General features: G+C 65.4%; 15 protein-coding genes. 11 read left to right on the top strand and 4 right to left on the bottom strand.

Going from position 1 to position 19,126, the window contains the following annotated elements; translation table 11 throughout:
• Positions 1–27: 27 nt before the first annotated feature.
• A complete protein-coding gene (locus tag QZ656_RS02705) occupies positions 28–1,158 on the bottom strand; it encodes an aminotransferase class V-fold PLP-dependent enzyme (RefSeq protein ID WP_291991929.1) in 1,131 nt (376 codons plus the stop codon).
• Positions 1,159–1,425: 267 nt separating this feature from the next.
• Between QZ656_RS02705 and QZ656_RS02700 the strand changes: the two genes are divergently transcribed.
• Complete coding sequence (locus QZ656_RS02700) at positions 1,426–2,388, top strand: DUF808 domain-containing protein (RefSeq protein ID WP_291991928.1); 963 nt, start codon at positions 1,426–1,428, stop codon at positions 2,386–2,388.
• A gap of 114 nt (positions 2,389–2,502) precedes the next feature.
• The gene (locus tag QZ656_RS02695; protein WP_291992116.1) at positions 2,503–3,627 is read left to right on the top strand and encodes a mechanosensitive ion channel family protein; all 1,125 of its coding nucleotides are present in this window, start codon (positions 2,503–2,505) and stop codon (positions 3,625–3,627) included.
• A gap of 190 nt (positions 3,628–3,817) precedes the next feature.
• Here the strand turns inward: QZ656_RS02695 and QZ656_RS02690 are convergent, their stop codons facing one another.
• Positions 3,818–5,557 (bottom strand): nitrite reductase, encoded by a 1,740-nt coding sequence (locus QZ656_RS02690; RefSeq protein ID WP_291991927.1) that lies wholly within the window; start codon positions 5,555–5,557, stop codon positions 3,818–3,820.
• Positions 5,558–5,965: 408 nt separating this feature from the next.
• Here QZ656_RS02690 and QZ656_RS02685 point away from each other — a divergent pair, with 408 nt between their 5' ends.
• The 9 genes from QZ656_RS02685 to QZ656_RS02645 all read left to right on the top strand — a co-directional run bounded on the left by QZ656_RS02685 (position 5,966) and on the right by QZ656_RS02645 (position 17,823).
• A complete protein-coding gene (locus QZ656_RS02685) occupies positions 5,966–7,666 on the top strand; it encodes an NADH-ubiquinone oxidoreductase-F iron-sulfur binding region domain-containing protein (protein WP_291991926.1) in 1,701 nt (566 codons plus the stop codon).
• Complete coding sequence (gene fdhF, locus QZ656_RS02680) at positions 7,659–10,454, top strand: formate dehydrogenase subunit alpha (RefSeq protein WP_291991925.1); 2,796 nt, start codon at positions 7,659–7,661, stop codon at positions 10,452–10,454. Before QZ656_RS02685 ends, fdhF begins: the two co-directional genes overlap by 8 nt.
• A gap of 262 nt (positions 10,455–10,716) precedes the next feature.
• The gene (locus QZ656_RS02675; protein ID WP_291991924.1) at positions 10,717–11,307 is read left to right on the top strand and encodes a CHRD domain-containing protein; all 591 of its coding nucleotides are present in this window, start codon (positions 10,717–10,719) and stop codon (positions 11,305–11,307) included.
• A 453-nt stretch (positions 11,308–11,760) separates the two neighbouring features.
• Positions 11,761–12,636 carry a lipid A biosynthesis acyltransferase gene (locus QZ656_RS02670; protein WP_291991923.1) on the top strand — a complete coding sequence of 292 codons (876 nt, stop codon included), beginning with the start codon at positions 11,761–11,763 and terminating at the stop codon, positions 12,634–12,636.
• A 207-nt stretch (positions 12,637–12,843) separates the two neighbouring features.
• Positions 12,844–13,485: a DedA family protein gene (locus QZ656_RS02665; RefSeq protein ID WP_291991922.1), complete on the top strand. Its 642-nt coding sequence runs from the start codon at positions 12,844–12,846 to the stop codon at positions 13,483–13,485.
• Positions 13,482–14,135 carry a phosphoribosylglycinamide formyltransferase gene (purN, locus tag QZ656_RS02660; RefSeq protein ID WP_291991921.1) on the top strand — a complete coding sequence of 218 codons (654 nt, stop codon included), beginning with the start codon at positions 13,482–13,484 and terminating at the stop codon, positions 14,133–14,135. The genes QZ656_RS02665 and purN overlap by 4 nt, the downstream gene beginning before the upstream one ends.
• Before the next feature lie 20 nt (positions 14,136–14,155).
• Complete coding sequence (locus QZ656_RS02655) at positions 14,156–15,211, top strand: DUF3108 domain-containing protein (protein WP_291991920.1); 1,056 nt, start codon at positions 14,156–14,158, stop codon at positions 15,209–15,211.
• 3 nt (positions 15,212–15,214) lie between these two features.
• Positions 15,215–16,477 carry an RsmB/NOP family class I SAM-dependent RNA methyltransferase gene (locus QZ656_RS02650; RefSeq protein ID WP_291991919.1) on the top strand — a complete coding sequence of 421 codons (1,263 nt, stop codon included), beginning with the start codon at positions 15,215–15,217 and terminating at the stop codon, positions 16,475–16,477.
• Complete coding sequence (locus QZ656_RS02645) at positions 16,474–17,823, top strand: mechanosensitive ion channel domain-containing protein (RefSeq protein WP_291991918.1); 1,350 nt, start codon at positions 16,474–16,476, stop codon at positions 17,821–17,823. The genes QZ656_RS02650 and QZ656_RS02645 overlap by 4 nt, the downstream gene beginning before the upstream one ends.
• A 155-nt stretch (positions 17,824–17,978) precedes the next feature.
• Here the strand turns inward: QZ656_RS02645 and QZ656_RS02640 are convergent, their stop codons facing one another.
• Positions 17,979–18,515, bottom strand: a complete 537-nt coding sequence (locus QZ656_RS02640) for a hypothetical protein (protein WP_291991917.1) — start codon at positions 18,513–18,515, stop codon at positions 17,979–17,981.
• A 155-nt stretch (positions 18,516–18,670) separates the two neighbouring features.
• The gene (locus QZ656_RS02635; RefSeq protein WP_291991916.1) at positions 18,671–19,006 is read right to left on the bottom strand and encodes a cytochrome c; all 336 of its coding nucleotides are present in this window, start codon (positions 19,004–19,006) and stop codon (positions 18,671–18,673) included.
• Positions 19,007–19,126: the final 120 nt, after the last annotated feature.

The raw sequence follows: 19,126 nt of genomic DNA, 5'->3' as shown, positions 1-19,126 counted from the left end.
CCTACGGCAAGCTCGACGAGCCCCTCTTCAGGCGCTGACGGCAGCCAGCGCGTCGGCCAGACTGCGTAGCGTGCGATCGGGATTGTGCAGCTTGTCGAGGCCGAACAGACCGATGCGGAAGCTGTGGAAATCGGCGGGTTCGTCGCATTGCAGCGGCACGCCGGCGGCCGTCTGAACGCCGATCTGGACGAATTTCCGGCTCGACTGGATGTCCGGGTCGTCGGTGTAGCTGACGATCACTCCGGGCGCCTGGAAACCTTCGGCGGCGACGCTCGTGAAGCCCTTGCTGGTCAGCAAGGCCCGCGCCCGGCGACCGAGATCCTGCTGCTCCTGGCGAACGCGCTCGAAACCATACTCCTCGGTTTCGACCATCACGTCGCGTAGCGTCGCCAGGGCGTCGGTCGGCAGCGTTGCGTGGTAGGCATGGCCACCGTTCTCGTAGGCCGCCATGATCTGCAGCCACTTCTTGAGATCGCAGGCGAAGCTGCTGCTGGTCGTTTCGTCGATCCTGGCGCGCGCCCGCTCGCCGAGGGCGACCAGCGCGCAGCACGGCGAGCCGCTCCAGCACTTCTGCGGCGCGCTGATCAGCACGTCGACGTCGTTGGCGAGCATGTCGACCCAGACCGCACCGGAGGCCACGCAATCGAGAACGAAAAGACCGTCGACCGCGCGTACCGCCTCGCCGATGGCGCGCAGGTAAGCGTCGGGCAGGATCATTCCCGACGCCGTTTCGACGTGTGGCGCGAAGACGATTTCCGGCTTCTCGGCGCGAATGCAGGCGATGACCTCGTCGATCGGCGGCGGCGCGAAGGCCGCGTGCCGCTGTTCGTCGACCGGGCGAGCGATCAGCGCGACGCTCTCGGAAGCGATCCGCCCCATGTCGAGAATCTGTGTCCAGCGGAAGCTGAACCAGCCGTTGCGGATGATCAGACACTTCTTGTCGGTGGCAAACTGGCGGGCGACGGCCTCCATGCCGAAGGTGCCGCTACCGGGAACGACGATTGCCGCCTTCGCCCGGTAGACCGCCTTGACGATTCGCGAGATGTCCTTCATCACGCCCTGGAAGCGTTGCGACATGTGGTTGAGGGCGCGGTCGGTATAGACCACCGAGTATTCGAGCAGGCCATCGGGATCAGCTTGCGGTAGCAGTGCAGGCACGATTGTCTCCAGTCGATGATTCGCGGTCGGTGAATCGCGACAAACGAAAAAGGCGCAGGATAACGCCAAGTCGCGATGCCACGCTAGTCATCAGGCACCCGCTGGCGCGGCATCTGGAGCCGGAAAACGCGTTCAGCGGCGTCACCTGCGGTCTGCCACGAGCCTACAGAGCAGGGTAAACTGCGGTCGCGTCAATCGGCACGAAACGGCCCCGCCGACGATGAAAGTCGCGACGGTTTCCCTTTGCTTGCCGAACCGGAGAGTGCCATGGCTGGAGCCAGCCTGCTTGCCCTGATCGACGACATTGCGACGGTTCTTGACGACGTCGCTCTGATGACCAAGGTCGCCGCCAAGAAAACCGCCGGTGTGCTCGGCGACGACCTGGCGCTGAACGCGCAGCAGGTGTCCGGCGTGCGCGCTGAACGCGAGTTGCCGGTGGTCTGGGCAGTCGCCGTCGGTTCGCTGAAAAACAAGCTGATTCTGGTGCCGGCGGCGCTGGCAATCAACCGCTTCATGCCGTCGGCGGTGCTGCCGCTGCTGATGATCGGCGGCCTCTACCTGTGCCTCGAAGGCGTCGAGAAACTGACGCACAAGTGGCTGCATGGCGACGGCGACGGAGGCACGCCGCACGCCGAGAAACTCGCGGCGCTGGTCGATGAAAACGTCGACCTGGCGACGCTCGAGGCCGACAAGGTCAAGGGCGCGATCCGCACCGACTTCGTCCTCTCGGCCGAAATCGTCGTCATCGCCCTCGGCACTGTCGCCGACGCACCGTTCTCGACGCAGGTGATGGTCCTGGCGGGTATCGGCGTGCTGATGACGGTCGGCGTTTATGGCGTCGTCGCGGCGATCGTCAAGCTCGACGATCTCGGGCTGTACCTGCTCGGCAAAAACGGCGCCCTCGCCCGCACGATTGGCCAGGGACTGCTGCTGGCAGCGCCGCGGCTAATGAAGGGGCTAACGGTGATCGGTACGGCGGCGATGTTCATGGTCGGCGGCAGCATCCTGAGCCACGGCATCCCGCCGCTCCATCACCTCATCGCGGACACCGCCGAACTGGCTGGGACGGTCGCCGCCGTTGGCGGCTTGCTCAAGGCGCTGAGCTCGCTGGCGCTCGAAATGCTCGTCGGCGTCGTCGGCGGCAGCCTGACGCTGCTCGCTTTTCGGGCGTCGGGCGCGCTGCGTACGGCGCTCAAGGCGAAGCCCGAGGAACCGCCTGCAAACCACTGACGGCGGGCCGTGAGCCACGTCGTCAATACGCTCCGAGCAGCCGCACCCGGGGCCGATCGCAGGCCGGTACCTTAGAATGCACGGCCTGGAGAAACCCGGAACAAGCACATGAAGATGGACTGGCTGGAAAAGATGCTTGAGCGCCTGGCGCAGGGCGACACGACGACGATCCTTGCCCTGGAGGTATTTCTGGTCGTCCTCGGCGTGGTCGTGGCGAACTTCATCCTGCGCCGCGTGCTGGCCAAACTTGAAGCACGCACGCGCCTGACCGCCACACCGTGGGACAACGCGCTGGTCTCGGCGCTGCGCCAGCCACTGACCGTCCTGGCGTGGCTGCTCGGCCTGTGTTTTGCGGCGCGGATTGTCGAGGCGGGTACCGAGGCGACGATCTTCGAGATCATCGACCCGCTACGTACCATCGGCGTCATCGCCTGTATCGCCTGGTTTCTGGTGCGTTTCGTCGGCAACGTCCAAGACAGCATCATCGACCAGCGCCTGGCGCGCGGCGAGTCGATCGATCGCACGACGGTCGACGCCATCGGTAAACTGCTGCACGTATCGGTGCTGATCACCGCCGTCCTGGTCGGGCTGCAAAGCCTCGGTTTCTCGATCTCCGGCGTCCTCGCCTTTGGCGGCATCGGCGGCGTCGCGGTCGGCTTCGCGGCCAAGGATCTGCTCGCCAATTTCTTTGGCGGCCTGATGGTTTACCTCGATCGCCCCTTCGAAGTAGGCGACTGGATCCGCTCGCCCGACAAGGAAATCGAGGGCACCGTCGAAGAGATCGGCTGGCGTCTGACGCGCATCCGCACCTTCGACAAGCGCCCGCTGTACATCCCGAACGGGATCTTCACGCAGATTGCGCTGGAGAATCCGTCGCGCATGAGCAATCGCCGGATCAAGGAAATGGTCGGAGTACGTTACGACGACATCGGCAAGGTCGCCGCCATCGCCGCCGACATCAAGGCGATGTTACGCGCTCACCGCGAAATCGATCAGCAGCAAACGATGATCGTCAACTTCGACCAGTTCTCGGCAAGCTCGCTGGACATCCTGGTCTATACCTTTACGCGAACGACGGTATGGGTCGAATACCACGAGATCAAGCAGGACGTGCTGCTGAAGGTTGCCGAAATCGTCGCTCGGAACGGCGCCGAAATAGCCTTCCCGACGCGCACCCTGCACGTAGCCAGCGGCGCGGGTGTCATGCCGCTGGAGCGCGAGCAAAAAATCGCCCGATAAATCGGGCGATAGAAGCTGCTCGTCCGCCATCACCCCAAGGGGCGACGGCGGCCAGTACGCGGCTAACGGTCAGGACCCGTGGAAACACCCCAAATCATGAAAGTCATGACCGTTGCCCCTCTTCCCCAACCCTTCTCCCGCGAGGGGAGAAGGGAGCTTTGTGAGTCGCTTGTGCGACTTTCACATTGACTCAATAAACGTCGTGCTGGGTGTTGAAGACGTTGAACTTGCCGGTCGGCGTGATCAGTTCCGGATCCTTGATCACCGCTTTCAGCTTGCGCGTCTTGTCGTCGACGACGACCAGTGCCGACTTCTTGTCCTTGGCGCTCCACACCGAGAACCAGACTTCGTCGCCGGCCCGGTTGTACTCGGGCTGGACAATGCGCCTGGCGCCATCGTCACCGAGGTCGGCCCAATCACCGATCGGCAGGACTTCAAAGCCCTTGTCGAGGTTCTTGATGTCGAAGACGGCAACCGACTGACTGATCTTGGCTTCCGGATTGAGCGGCGTATCGACCCAAAGATTGGTCGATTTCGGATGCGTCTTGATAAACAAGGAGCCGCTGCCCTGCCCCTTGAGCGTTTGCACGACCTTCCAGGCCTGCGCCTTGTGCTTGACCGGGTCCGTGCCGATGACGCTGATTCCCTCGTCACCGAGGTCGCTGGTCGCCCATACCGGACCAAACTTGGGATGGACGAAATTGGCGCCGCGTCCCGGATGCGGGATCTTGCCGACGTCGATCAGGGCCGCCAGTTTGTCTTCCTTGGTATCGACCACGGCGATCTTGTTCGAGGCATTGGCAGCAACCATGAAGTAGCGGCCGGTCGAGTCGAAGCCGCCATCATGCAGGAAACGCGCGGCGTTGATGGTCGTGACCTTCAGGTTGTTGAGGTCCGAGTAGTTCACGGCCATGATCTTGCCGGTTTCCTTGGCATTGACGATGAACTCGGGATTGAAGTGCGAAGCGACGATCGACGCCACACGCGGCTCGGGATGGTATTCCTGCGTATCGACCGTCGTCCCGCGCGTCGATACGATCTTCAGCGGATTCAGCGTGTCACCGTCCATGATCACGTACTGCGGCGGCCAGTAGGTGCCGGCGATCGCGTACTTGTCCTCGTAGCCCTTGTACTTCGAGGTCTCGACCGAACGCGCTTCGAGACCAACCTTGATCTCGGCGACGTTGGTCGGCTCGGGCATCCACAGATCGATCAGGTTGATGCGCGCATCACGACCGATCACGTACAGGTAGCGCCCGGACTTCGACATCCGCGAAATGTGTACGGCGTAGCCGGTCGGCAGAATCTTGACGATCTTCTTGGTCTTGCCGTCGATCAGCGCGATCTTGCCCGCATCGCGCAGCGTCACCGAGAAGAGGTTCTCGAGATCGAGGTCGTTCATCTTCTTGGTCGGGCGCTGCTCGGGCGGCACGACGATCTTCAGCGACGCCATCATCTCCTTCATGCCCCATTCCGGCGGCACCGGCGGTTCCTGCTGAACGTAGCGCGCCATCATGTCGACTTCGGCTTCTGTCAGATCGCCGGAAGTCCCCCAGTTCGGCATCCCGCCGGCCGAGCCGTAGGTGATGAAAACCTTCAGATACTCGGTGCCGTTGGCCAGCGTGTTGTCGGTGGTCAGCGGTTTGCCGGTGGCGCCCTTACGGAGAACGCCATGGCAACCAGCGCAGCGTTGAAAGTAGATGTTCTTGGCTTTCTCGAACTCCTCCTTGGTCATCGGAGGCGCTTTCGGGTTGATGTTGTGATGCATTTCAGTGTCGCCGACCGGCGACGATGCGCCGCCCTGATAGCTCTGTTCAACCTCTGCAACCGGTTTCGCTGCTTTATCCTGCGCAAAGGCGCTGCTCAATGCCAATGGCAACGCGGCGACAAGAAAAATTCCGACACTACGCAAACTGCGATGATTCTTCATGTTTCAGGTTCCTCCACCTTGATCGCGCAGCCGGCAAAACGCCGAGCCGCGATGACGGTTTACGCTCCGACCGGTGAGTAGTCGTTGATACAGGTCAATTACTCAAAATTACCCGCAACTACTCGCCATTACTCACAATTTTTGCCGCGTGGAAGCCTTCCGGCTGGCACGCCGGAGTCGTTCGACGGGCAGTTAGCATGCTCCCGGAAATCCCCCTCGCGCGCAAGGCCATGGTCCCTCTCTCGCCGCGGCGAGAAGGGGATTCGTGAGTTGCGGCCGCCGCTTTCTCAGTAAGGCAAGCATTGACTCGGCCAGGCGGAGCACTGGCTGCGAGTTGCCGCCATTGATTTCCCCGTCGGCAAGGCGCGCGTTTGTTAGCATGGCCGCTTCGAGTCGGGGAGCCAGCGGATGAACAGCAGCGAGCAAGCTGTCGCAGGACGACGCAAGGGACGCGGGCAGCGCCGCGGGCGACGGGTCGACGCCGCCGCGCGCGACGCGGTCGCCGAACTGCTGCGCGGCTTGCCGCTACGCCGTGACCTCTTGCTCGAACACCTGCACCGACTACAGGACTCGCGCGGCTGCCTGCGCGCGGCCGACCTCGTGGCGCTGGCTGCTCTGCTGCGCATCGGCGTCGCCGAGGTGTACGAGACGGCGACCTTCTACGCTCACTTCGACGTCTGCGACGACAGCGAGCCGGCGCCGACACTCGCCGTACGCGTCTGCGACGGCCTCAGCTGCCGGCTGCAGGGCGCCTTGCCACTCGCTGCGTCCTTGCGCGAACAACTGCCGCCGACGCGGGCGCGAGTCCTGCGCGCGCCATGCATGGGCCGCTGCGATCTCGCACCGGTGGTGCAGGTCGGCAAACGCCACGCGGATGGCGCCAACGCGGCCACTGTTCTGGCGCTGATCGACGCCGGCGAATTTTCCCCCCTGCCGGCCAGCGGCGAGAGCCTGGCGGCCTACCGCGAACGCGGCGGTTACCAGCAGCTGCAGGCGCTGCGCGACGGTTCGCTGCAAGCTGCAACGGTCCTCGCCGAACTCGACGCCGCCGGCCTGCGCGGCATGGGTGGTGCAGGCTTTCCGAGCGCGCGCAAGTGGCGCCTGGTCGGCGCCGCGCCGGCGCCGCGCTATCTGGTCTGCAACGCCGACGAGGGCGAGCCGGGAACCTTCAAGGACCGCTTGATCCTCGAGCAGCAGACGCACCAGTTCCTCGATGGTCTGCTGCTGGCGGCGACGTGTATCGCTGCCGAGCGCTGCTGGATCTACCTGCGCGACGAATACCCCGCCGCGCACGCGCTACTGGCCCGCGAGATTGCCACGCTCGAAGCGGCCGCGCTCGTCGAGCCGGGCTTCATCGACTTGCGGCGCGGTGCCGGCGCCTACATTTGCGGCGAGGAATCGGCGCTGATCGAGTCGATCGAGGGCAAGCGCGGCTATCCCCGACAACGGCCGCCCTACGTCGCCGAGGCCGGGCTGTTCGGACGTCCGACGCTGGTCAACAACGTCGAGACGCTGGCGCTGGTGCCGACGATTATCGCGACCGGCGGCGCGCGTTTCGCGGCGCTGGGCAGCGAGCGCTTTGCCGGTCTGCGCAGCTACTCGGTCTCCGGCCGCGTCCGCCAACCCGGCGTCAAGCAGGCGCCGGCGGGAATCAGCGCGCGCCAGCTGATTGACGAGTACTGCGGCGGCATGGCCGATGGACAGCAACTGCTGGCCTACCTGCCGGGTGGGGCCTCGGGCGGCATTCTGCCCGCCCGCCTGGCCGAGCTGCCGCTGCACTTCGGCGAACTCGAGAAACACGGCGGCCTGATCGGTTCGGCGGCGGTGATCGTGCTCTCCGACCGCGACGACCTGCGCGCCGTGGTGCAGGCGCTGCTCGAATTCTTCGCCGACGAGAGTTGCGGCCAGTGCACGCCGTGCCGCATCGGCACCGAGAAGATGCTGGCGCTGTTCGAGGCACCTGAACTGGACGTCGAACTACTCGGCGAACTGGCCGCGGTGATGCGCGACGCGTCGATCTGCGGCCTCGGTCAGGCGGCGCCTAATCCTCTCACCACGGCGCTGCAGTATTTCCCGCTGGCACAGCTGACGAGGAAGCGTGATGAGTGAAACCGTGCCAGCGACGCCGATCCGCTTTGCTCTCGATGGTCGGCAGCTGACGGCGCTGCCCGGCGAAACAATCTGGCAGGCCGCCAGGCGTGCCGGAACGACGATTCCTCATTTATGCACACACGCGGCGCCCGACTATCGGCCGGGCGGCAACTGCCGCGCGTGCATGGTCGAGATCGACGGCGAGCGCAACCTCGCAGCGAGTTGCAGCCGCCAGGTCAGCGACGGGATGGAGGTGCGCAGCGAGACCTCCGAACGCGCCCTGAACAGCCGGCGCCTGGTCATGGAACTGCTGCTTGCCGACCAGCCGCCCCGCGCACAGGCACACGATCGCAACGCGCTGTTCTGGCACTGGGCCGGCGAGCTGGAATTGCCAGGCAGCCGTTTCCCGCAACGCACGACGACGGCGAACACTGCCCCGCGCGTCGCCGACCGCAGCCACCCGGCAATGACCGTGCAACTCGACGCGTGCATTCACTGCCAGCTCTGCGTGCAGGCTTGCCGCGACATCCAGGCCAACGACGTCATCGGCATGGCCGGTCGTGGCGCCGCGGCGAAGATCGTTTTCGATCTTGACGACGCCATGGGCGATTCGAGCTGCGTCGGCTGTGGCGAATGCGTGCAGGCGTGCCCGACCGGCGCGCTGATGGCGACGACGATGCTGGCGGCCGACGGCAGCGGACTGCTCGCCGCCGGTGAGCGCGTCGACCGCGTCGTCGCCAGCGTCTGCCCTTACTGCGGCGTCGGCTGCCAGATCGACTACCAGCTGCGTCGTGAGCAGATCATCGCCGTCACCGGCCGCAACGGTCCGGCCAACCGTGGCCGCCTGTGCGTCAAGGGGCGCTTCGGCTTCGACTACGTACACTCGCCGCAGCGCTTGCTGAAGCCGCTGATCCGTCGCGACGACGCGCCCAAGGTCGCCGACGCGGCCTTCGACCCGGCCAATCCGTACACGCATTTTCGCGAAGCGAGCTGGCAGGAAGCCTTGCAGCGCGCTGCCGCGGGGCTGCGATCGATCCGCGAGCAACACGGTGGCGGCGCACTGGCCGGCTTCGGCTCGGCCAAGTGCAGCAACGAAGAGGCCTACCTGTTCCAGAAGCTGGTGCGTACCGGCTTCGCCACCAACAACGTCGACCACTGCACGCGACTGTGTCACGCGTCGTCGGTGGCGGCGCTGATCGAAGGCGTCGGCTCGGGCGCGGTGTCGGCGTCGTTCATGCAGATCGACCATGCCGAAGTGGCGATCCTGATCGGCTGCAATCCCGAAGCCAACCACCCGGTCGCCTCGACCTTCTTCAAGCGTGCCGCGCGCCGAGGAACGCGGCTGATCGTCATCGACCCACGCCGCCATGGCCTGGCGCGCTTTGCCGAGCAGACGCTGCAGTTTCGCCCCGGTACCGATGTCGCACTGCTCAACGCGCTGCTGCACACGATCGTCGACGAGGAACTCTTCGACGCGGCCTACATCGCCCGCTACACCAGCGGTTTCGACGAGATGCGCGCGCACCTGGCCGCCTACAGCCCGGAAACGATGGCCGAGGTCTGCGGCATCGCCGCCGGCACGATCCGCGAGGTGGCGAGGCTGTACGCGCGTTCGCAGGCGTCGATGATCTTCTGGGGGATGGGAATTTCGCAACACGCGCATGGCACCGACAACGCTCGCTGCCTGATCGCCATGGCCTTGATGACCGGCCACATCGGCCGCCCGGGAACCGGCCTGCATCCCCTGCGTGGGCAGAACAACGTCCAGGGCGCCTCCGACGCGGGCATGATCCCGATGGTCCTGCCCGACTACCAGCCGATTTCGCTGGCCAGTAACAGGCAACGCTTCGAGAAACTCTGGAACACCGCTCTCGACCCGCAACCGGGGCTGACCGTCGTCGAGATCATCAACGCCGCTGCCGCCGGCACGATTCGGGGCATGTACATCGTCGGCGAAAACCCGGCGATGTCCGACCCGGACCTAGGGCACGCGCGGCAGGCGCTGGCGTCGCTCGAACATCTGGTGGTGCAGGACCTGTTCCTCACCGAGACGGCGATCTATGCCGATGTCGTTCTGCCGGCGTCGTCCTGGCCGGAAAAGGAAGGCACCGTGACCAACACCAACCGACAGCTGCAACTCGGCCGCCAGGCGCTGCCCTTGCCCGGCGAGACCCGGCCCGACTGGTGGATCATCCAGGAGCTGGCGCGTCGCCTCGACCTCGACTGGTCCTACGACGGCCCGGCGGCAATCTACGCCGAGATGCGCGTCGCGATGCCGTCGCTGGCCCACATCAGCCGTGCGCGGATCGAGCGCGAAGCGTCGGTCACCTACCCCTGCGCGGGTGACGACCAGCCCGGCGTCGACGTCGTCTTCGGCGACGGCTTCCCGACGCCGAGTGGCCGCGCCGGCTTCGTTCCCGCCGCGCTGCTAGCGCCCGACGAACAGCCATCGCCCGATTACCCGCTGGTGTTGTCGACCGGGCGCCTGCTCGAACATTGGCATACCGGCGCGATGACGCGGCGCAGCAGCGCACTCCATGCGCTCGAATCCGAGGCGGTGGTCACGGTCAGCGACGAAGACCTGCGGCGGCACGGTCTCGGCGAAGGCGAGCGCGTTCGCCTGGTCACCCGCCGCGGCGCCATCGAGGCCATCGCCCACTCCGATCCGGCGGTCGCCCCAGGGTCGGTGTGGCTACCGTTCTGCTTTCACGAAGCCGCTGCCAACCGCCTGACCAACCCGGTCCTCGACCCGGTCGGCAAGATTCCCGAGTTCAAGTACTGCGCCGTCCGCCTCGAGCGCGCCTGAATCAGCGGTGGCCAAGGCTTTGTGCTCGCGCCCGATCGAGACCATCCCGTACCGACGCGCGGCAAACGCGTAACACTGTCGACAAATTTTACACTATACCCATAGTGGGTATCTCGGAAGCTTTGCAAGCCATTGATTCGATTAGTGCAGAGCTCGCGGGCCCGTTTTGTGCTTGCCGCCAATTGGCGCTGCTGCCGATGCGAACGCCGATAGCCGCGCAGTCGAACATTCGAACTTTGCTCAATGAACAACGGGAGACCCCATGAAACGTTCAGTTTGTGCTCTGACGATGGCCGCTGCGATCCTCGTCGCCGCTCCTGTCGCGCAGGCGACAATCATCACCTATCACGCCGATCTCAATGGCGCGAACGAGGCTCTGCCCAATGCATCGCCCGGATTCGGCAGCGCCATCGTGACCTATGATGACGTACTGCACAGCATGCGAGTAGAGGCGACGTTTTCCGGCCTGACCGGCACTACGACCGCGGCGCACATTCACTGCTGCACGACAACCGCCATGGTCGGGACCGCCGGAGTAGCCACCCGCACACCGACGTTTCTTGATTTCCCCGCGGGCGTCATGAGCGGGCTCTATGACAAGACCTTCGACATGATGCTGGCTACCTCGTACAACGCCGCGTTCATCACGGCCAATGGCGGGACGACGGCTGCGGCAGAGACGGCCCTGTTCGCAGGCATGGCGCAGGGCAAGTCGTATTTCAACATCCACACATCGGTTTTCGGCGGTGGCGAGATTCGCGGTTTTCTCCAGCAGGTTCCAGAGCCTGCCAGCATCGCCCTGATCGGCCTTGGCCTGGTCGGACTCGCACTCGGCCGCCGTAGAATCGTGTAGTCGCAACAACGAACAAGGAGCCCGCTTCGGCGGGCTTTTTTTATGTACACCGGTGATGCGTGTCGCCGCCAAGCCGCCAGCAGGCGACCTCAGCTGGCGGCCAATGGCATACCACCGTCGCCACCACCACCGCCGTCACTTCGTTGGCAAGGACGGGATCCAGCGCAAGCCCACATCCTCTTGCTGACGGGACAGAGACCATGACCGCATCGCGTTGCGGCTTGAGCGCCAAGGCTTGCCGATCGAGTAAAGGTCGCCGCCCGGAAAACGGCATGGCCGGCAATCGAATGAAAGTACAATACGCCGCCTTGCCCCCTCCCCTCACTTTCAACTCCTCGACTGCGCCACGGCGCTTGCCGACCTGCCCGGCGACCCGCTGCGTCACCGCCCCGCCATGACCCAACTTTCTCAAGACCGCCAGCGCCCGACGGCGCGGACGCGAGCTGCCAGCCCATGCTGAGGCGCTTGCTCGTCGCCTTCCTGTGGCTGCTGCATTTCCTGCCCTTGTCGGTGCTGGCTTGGCTCGGCCAGGGCCTGGGTCGCACGCTGTTCGCGCTGGCTGGCAGGCGCCGGCATATCGTGCTGGTCAATCTGCGCCTGTGTTTCCCTGAACTCGACGACGCCCAGCGGCGGCGCCTGGCGAAGGAACATTTCAAGGTTCTCGGTCGCAGCATGCTCGAGCGTTCGCTGCTGTGGTGGGCGAGTCCGCAGCGGCTGTCGCCGCTGCTGCAGGTCAACGGCGAAGAGCGGCTGCGCGCGCTGGTCGACGCCGGTCGGCCGGTGCTGATGCTGACGCCGCATTTTCTTGGCCTCGACGCCGGCGGCGCGGCGATCGCCATGCGCTTTGACTGCGCGAGCATCTACGCCGTGCAGTCGGACCCGGTCTTCGACGCCCTGTTGCTCGGCGGTCGCCAGCGCTTTGGCGATCAACTGCTGCTCTCGCGCCAGGAGAGCGTGCGTGCCAGCGTCCGGGCGATGAAGGCGGGTCGACCGCTGTACTACCTGCCGGACATGGATTTCGGCGGCAAGGATTCGATCTTCGTCCCTTTTTTCGGCGTCCAGGCGGCGACCATCCCGGGCCTGTCGCGGCTGGCGCGGCTCGCCGGCGCGACCGTCGTTCCCTGCGTGACGCGCATCCTGCCCGCTGGCCAGGGCTACGCGGTCGAGGTCGGCGAGCCGTGGGCCAACTTCCCGAGCGACGACGTCGAGGCCGATACGCGGCGCATGAACGCCTGGATCGAGGCCGCCGTACGGACCATGCCCGAGCAGTACTACTGGGTCCATCGCCGCTTCAAGACGCGGCCGCCGGGCGAGCGGCGCCCGTACTGAAGCGGCCGCCGCGGCCTGCGTAGCGAACTTCGCCGGACCGTCGCCAAGCCGCGCATGGCGCGGCGCGGCAAGCAGGGCAGCGAGGCGGCCGTGCTTCCGGTAGAATCGCGCCTTACGCCTGCCTGCGCCTGGCTCTAGCCGGCTGGCCTCGCTTCTCCCTGGCTGCTCGCTGGCCTCTTCCATAATCTTCCCGCCATTCTCCCGCCCATGGAATACCTGACTTATTTCATCGACATTGTCCTGCATCTCGACAAGCACCTGGCCATGCTGGTCCAGCAATACGGGTCGTGGATCTACGCGATCCTCTTCGTGATCATCTTCAGCGAGACGGGTTTCGTCGTCACGCCCTTCCTGCCCGGCGACTCGCTGCTTTTCGTCGCTGGCGCGCTGGCGGCGCTCGGTGGCATGGAGATCGGCATCCTGCTGATCGTCCTGATGGCCGCGGCGGTCCTCGGCAATATGCTCAACTACCAGATTGGCCGCTATCTCGGGCCCAAGGTCTTCCACTGGGAACAATCGCGCTTCTTCAACAAGGCGGCGCTCGACAAGACGCACGCCTTTTACGAGAAGCACGGCGGCAAGACGCTGATCATGTCGCGTTTCCTGCCGCTGTTTCGCACCTTCGCGCCCTTCGTCGCCGGAATTGGCGCAATGACTTACGCGCGTTTCACCTTCTTCAACCTGATCGGCGGCGTGTCGTGGGTCGGCTCGCTGACGCTGCTCGGCTACTGGTTCGGCAATATGCCGTGGATTCAGAAAAACCTGACGCTGGTGATCGTCGCGATCATCGTCATTTCGCTGCTGCCGCTGTTCGTCGGCTGGTTGCAGCACCGCCGGTCCGAGGCATGATCCGCGTCGTCATCCTGATCTCGGGACGCGGCAGCAACATGGCGTCGCTGCTCGCTGCCGCTGACTCGGGAGCGCTGCCGGCGCACATCGTCGGCGTTCTCGCCAACCGCCCCGACGCCAGCGGACTCAATACCGCCAGTGCCTGCGGCGTGCCGACCGCGGTGGTCGACCACCGCCAGTTTGCCAGCCGCGAAGAATTCGACACGGCGATGGCCGCCGCCATCGACCACTTTGCGCCAGACCTGGTGGTGCTCGCCGGCTTCATGCGCATTCTCGGCGAAGCTTTTGTCCGTCACTACCAGGGACGACTGCTGAACATCCATCCCTCGCTTTTGCCGAGCTTTCCAGGGCTGCACACGCACCGCCGGGCGCTCGCCGAGGGCCTGCGAATTCACGGCTGCACGGTCCATTTCGTGACCCCCGATCTCGATCACGGACCGATCGTCGTCCAGGCCGCGGTGCCGGTCCTCGACGGCGACGACGAAGCGACGCTGGCCGCGCGCGTCCTGGCGCAGGAGCATCGCGTTTATCCACTGGCCGTTCGCTGGTTTGCCGAAGCGCGCCTGCGCCTGGCCGACGGACGCGTCGTCTTCGACTCGCCGCAGGATGGCGCCGCGGCGCTGATCGCTCCGCAAGCGGCCGGAGGCTGAGTCGCCAAGCCGGCCAGCCGATGCCCATCGTCCTGATCATCGCTTTCGCCGCGTCGCTCGGGATGCACGCTCTGCTTCTTTTTGGTCCTGATTTCGACTTGTCGACCGCCAGCGAGCCGTTACCTCCCCTGCTGGCAGAATTGCAGCCGCCACCGCCCCGCGAGCGGCCGCCACAGGCGCCACTCGCGGCACCACTGCATTCGCCGCCAAAACCGGTCGCCAAAGCGGCCAGGATCCGCAGCAAGAAGCGCCAGCCGCAGCCAGCAGCGAGCCCAAGGCCGGTGCTCAGCGTAGCCGATTCGCCAACGCTGGTCCCGGCAGCGCTGCCTGCGCCAGCTCCCGTCGGCGAGCCGACGCTGCCGGAACAAGCAGCGACGGGGGAGTCAGCCGCCGAGCAGTTGCCAGCGCCGGCGCCACCCGCCGCCGCCTTGCTGATGCCGGCGCGCGGCAAGATCAGCTACCGCGTCGACCGCGGTGAGCAGGGCTTCGAGATCGGCCGGGCGACGCACGACTGGGAAATCGCCGATGGCGCCTACCGAATCACCGCGGTCACCGAAACCAGCGGCCTGGTGGCGCTGTTCAAGCCGCTGCGCATCGAACTCGAGAGCCGCGGCCGCGTCACTCCGGCCGGCCTGGTGCCCGAGCGCTTCGTCACCCGCCGCAAGGGCGTCGAGACCGGTGAGCACGCCGACTTCGACTGGCAGCAGATGCTGCTTCGTGTCGGCAATCGGCCAGCGCAGCCCTTGCTCCCAGGCACGCAGGACCTGCTGTCGTTTCATTACCAGTTGGCTTTGCGCCCCGATCTGGTCAGCGGCAGCGTCTTGCCAGTCGCCACCGGCAAGAAGTACGGGCAATACCGCATCGAAGTCGTCGGCGACGAAGACCTCGAGACGCCCGCCGGCAACTTCCGCGCGCTGCACCTGCGCGCGCCGGGTGTTTCAACGACCGAACTGTGGCTGGCTTACGATCGCTCGCTGCTGCCGGTGAAGATCCAGTATGTCGACCGCGATGGCGCCGTCTACGTCCAGACGGCGACAGCCATCGAGCTGCACCAGAACCCGAACCAGGAACCCTGAACCATGCGCACGCGTTTTAGTCCCGCCCTTTTTCATCATGCGCAGGCGCTGCTCGGCGAACTGCTGCGCTCGACCTTTCCGGCCGACCTGGTCGTTTCGCACTACTTTCGCCAGCATCGCGAACTCGGCCATGGCGACCGCGGCTTCATCGCCGAAACGGTGTTCAGCGTCTTGCGCCGCAAGCGTTCGCTGTCGGCGCGCTGCGCCGGCGAGCTGACCTCGCGGCGCCTGCTGCTGGCGGCGCTGGCGTGCCTGCAGGGAATGAATCGGCGCGAGCTCGAGGTCGTCCTGACCGAGGCCGAGGGGCACTGGCTGGCGCAGGCCAAGGCGCTGCCGGTCAGCGAACTGCCGCCGGCGGTTCGCCTCGATCTGCCCGACTGGCTGTACGAGTTGCTGGCGGCGCGCTTCGCCACTGATCAAGTCGAGGCACTCGCCACCGCCCTGAATCAGCCGGCGCCGCTCGACCTGCGCGTAAACTCGCTGAAGGCCGGCCGCGACGAGGTACTGGCCCGACTGCAGGGCGAAGGGCTGGCGGCGGCGCCGTGCCCCTATTCGCCGCTGGGCATCCGCCTGGCGAGCAAACCGGCGTTGTCGAAACACCCCTTGTTCATCAACGGCAGCATCGAGGTACAGGACGAGGGTAGCCAGTTGCTGGGCTTCCTGCTGCAGCCCAAACGCGGTGAAATGGTCGCCGACTTTTGCGCCGGCGCCGGTGGCAAGACGTTGCTGCTCGGCGCGCTGATGCGCTCGCAGGGCCGGCTCTATGCCTTCGACGTTGCCGACAAGCGCCTCGCCCGAATGAAGCCGCGGCTGGCGCGTTCCGGCCTGTCGAACGTCCATCCGGCGCGCATCGAATCCGAGAACGACCTCAAGATCAAGCGCCTGGCCGGCAAACTCGACCGCGTGCTGGTCGATTCGCCGTGTTCGGGGCTGGGAACGCTGCGCCGCAATCCCGACATCAAGTGGCGGCAGACGCCGGCGAGCGTCGCCGAGCTAAGCGCCAAGCAGACGACAATTCTGGCGGCGGCGGCGCGTCTGGTGAAAAAGGGTGGTCGGCTGGTCTACGCGACGTGCAGCATTCTCGAAGCCGAGAACGAGGCGATCGTCGAGGCCTTTCTGGCGCAGCACCCGGAGTTTGTCGTCTGCTCGGCGCATGAGATTCTGCAGCGGCAAGAGATTTCGATCGACTGTGGCGAGCGGCTGCAACTGTTTCCGCATCAGCACGGAACCGATGCCTTCTTTGCGGTGGCCATGGAGCGGCAATGAGCGAGGTCAGCAAGATGAGCGAAACAGCCGACCAGAAAGCGACCTTCGCGTCCTTGTTCGTTGACCTCTGGCGCGATCTTCACGACCCGGGCTTTCTCTGGCAGGTGCTGGCGCTGTTCATCTGCCTGGCGCTGGCCTGGGGCCTGGCGCGCTACTGGCTACGCCAGGAGTACGCGCGCAGCAACGCCGAACACGGGCTCCTGCGCGCCTTCGGCACCGGCAGTCTGAAACGCCTCGCCTTCCCACTGCTGTCGCTGCTGTTGATCCTGATTCTGCGCAAGACTTTCCGCTATTGGGAGCTTGGGCCTGTCAGCCTGATGGACCTGGCGGTGCCGCTGCTGCTGTCGATGGCGCTGGTCAGGACGGTGATCTACGTCGTACACCACGCCTTCGCGCCGAGCAGCCTGCTCGCCACCTCCGAGCGCTTCATCGCCACCAGCATCTGGATCGGCCTGGCGCTCCACCTCAGCGGCCTGGCAACGCCACTGATCGACATGCTGCAGCAGGTGAGCTTCAACGTCGGCAAGCAGCACCTCGACCTGTGGACGATACTCACCGGCCTGGTGACGGTCGTCTTGACGGTCCTGATCGCACTCTGGCTCTCGGGCATCATCGAGACCCGGCTGTTGGCCAAGGAGCGCATCGACGCCAGCATCCGCGTCGTCCTCAGCCGCCTGGTCAAGGCCGTGCTGTCGGTGCTGGCGCTGCTGCTGAGCCTGTCGATCGTCGGCATCGACATCACCGCGCTGTCGGTTTTCAGCGGCGCGCTGGCGGTCGGCCTCGGTTTCGGCCTGCAGAAGATCGCCAGCAACTACGTCAGCGGCTTCATCATCCTGCTCGACCGGTCGATTCGCATCGGCAACGTCATCGCCGTCGATCCGCTGACCACCGGCGTCGTGACGCAGATCACCGCGCGCTATACGGTGGTGCGGACGCTGACCGGCACCGAGGTGATCATCCCCAACGAGTTCCTGGTGTCGAACATCGTTCGCAACGAGTCCTATACCGATTCACGCGTGCGCTTCGTGTTGAGCGTCCAGGTCGCCTACGGCACCGACCTCGATATCGCCATGCGCCTGATGGGCGAGGCGGCACGCGCGCACCAGCGGGTACTCAGCGAACCGCCGCCGCAGGTGCTGCTGATGGCCTTCGCCGATAGCGGCATCAACCTCGATCTCTTGTTCTGGATCACCGACCCCGAGAACGGTACCGGCAGCATCCGCTCGGCGATCAACCTGGCGATCTGGCGAGCCTTCCGCGAGAACGGCATCCAGATCCCCTTCCCGCAACGCGAGGTCCGCCTGATTGGCGGCCTGCCGTCAACGGTCGCGCCAGCGGCGGAGTGATCGCCTGACACCTTCTCCGGGCGACACCACGATCCGGCTTCGACGCCCTGCGCGACGCGTCTTTCGACAGCGATCAACTCAGGCGGCACGACCTCGACCGGCGAGGCGAGCGGCGATCAGCGGCTCTGCGCCGATCACTCGGCGTCAAAACGCGATCAAGGCGGCGAACGCTGAACGCCGATTTCGAGCACTTCACCGTCGATCGCGCGACCGTCGACAATCCGGTGCAGAAAGGCATAGGGAACCCGCCAGCGCAGCCCGCCGCAGAGCAGCGTCACCGTCTTGTCGTTGAGCCGGATGACCTCACCGCTGCGTTCGCGCTGCTCACGGTCGAGAAAGCCGACCACTTCGCCGACCGCGACTTCATTGCGACCGAGGCCACGACGCACCTGTTCGCGAATCTGGACATCGGCACCGTCGAGGTTGATCGCCGCGTAGTCAATCAACCAGCGCTTCTGCGTCGCCAATTCCTGCACCAGCACCAGCTTACGGCGCATTTCGAGGATCTGGGCCTGGCAGGCCGCGTTGGCCTGCGTGTCGAAGTACTCGACGCGCTGCCCGACGCGCAAGCGAGCACGAATCGCGTCTACCCACTGCGGCTGATCGAGTACCCGGTTGATCGCCGCCCGCATGCGGAATAGTTCGAAGGCCGAGGCCTGATTCAGTCCTTTGAGCACATCGGAAAAGTTCATCCTTGCCTACCTTTCAGAGGGTATTCGCGGTCGTCGGGAACGGCTTGCCCGGACACTCGCATGCTTCGATGGTATTAAGCGCGTGGCAGCGGCGGCCGCTCCGGCCTTCGCGCCGCCGCAGCGGCTCCGGCAATGACGCATGCGAGCCGCCCGGCTTACTCGCTTGGGAATCCTGCCAGCAACTGCGCGACGATCCACTGCGCCTCGGCTTCGCTGAGAAAGCGATGCCAGGGTGGCATTGGCGTACCGGGACGCCCGCTGTAGATCGTCGCGACCAGCGATTCGGCAGGTTTCTCGCGCAAGGCCGCGGGCGTCAGCGCCGGGCCAAGGCCCCCCTGCAGCGTCATGCCGTGGCAGGAACCACAATCCTGGCGAACGAGGTGCACCAGCTCCTTCTGGCGTTGTGGCGACGGTGCGGCCGGCAGCAGAACGACTTCGGCGAGCGCCAGGGGGGACGCCAGGAGAAGCATCAGGACAAGAACAGAAGGCATGGTGCAAACTCGCTCGGTTGGTGGTTGCGACCGGCAGCCGCTGGCCAGGAAGCTGGCGCTGACCAAGCGGCATGCAGTCGTCTCGGCAGCGCGCCGGTTGGCGTCAATTCTATCCGAAGA

This window comes from Candidatus Accumulibacter sp. ACC003 (genome assembly GCF_907163085.1).
In the GTDB taxonomy this organism is placed as follows: Bacteria; Pseudomonadota; Gammaproteobacteria; order Burkholderiales; family Rhodocyclaceae; genus Accumulibacter.
The sequence above is the reverse complement of the archived record's forward strand: the minus strand, read 5'-3'. Positions and strand labels throughout refer to the sequence as shown.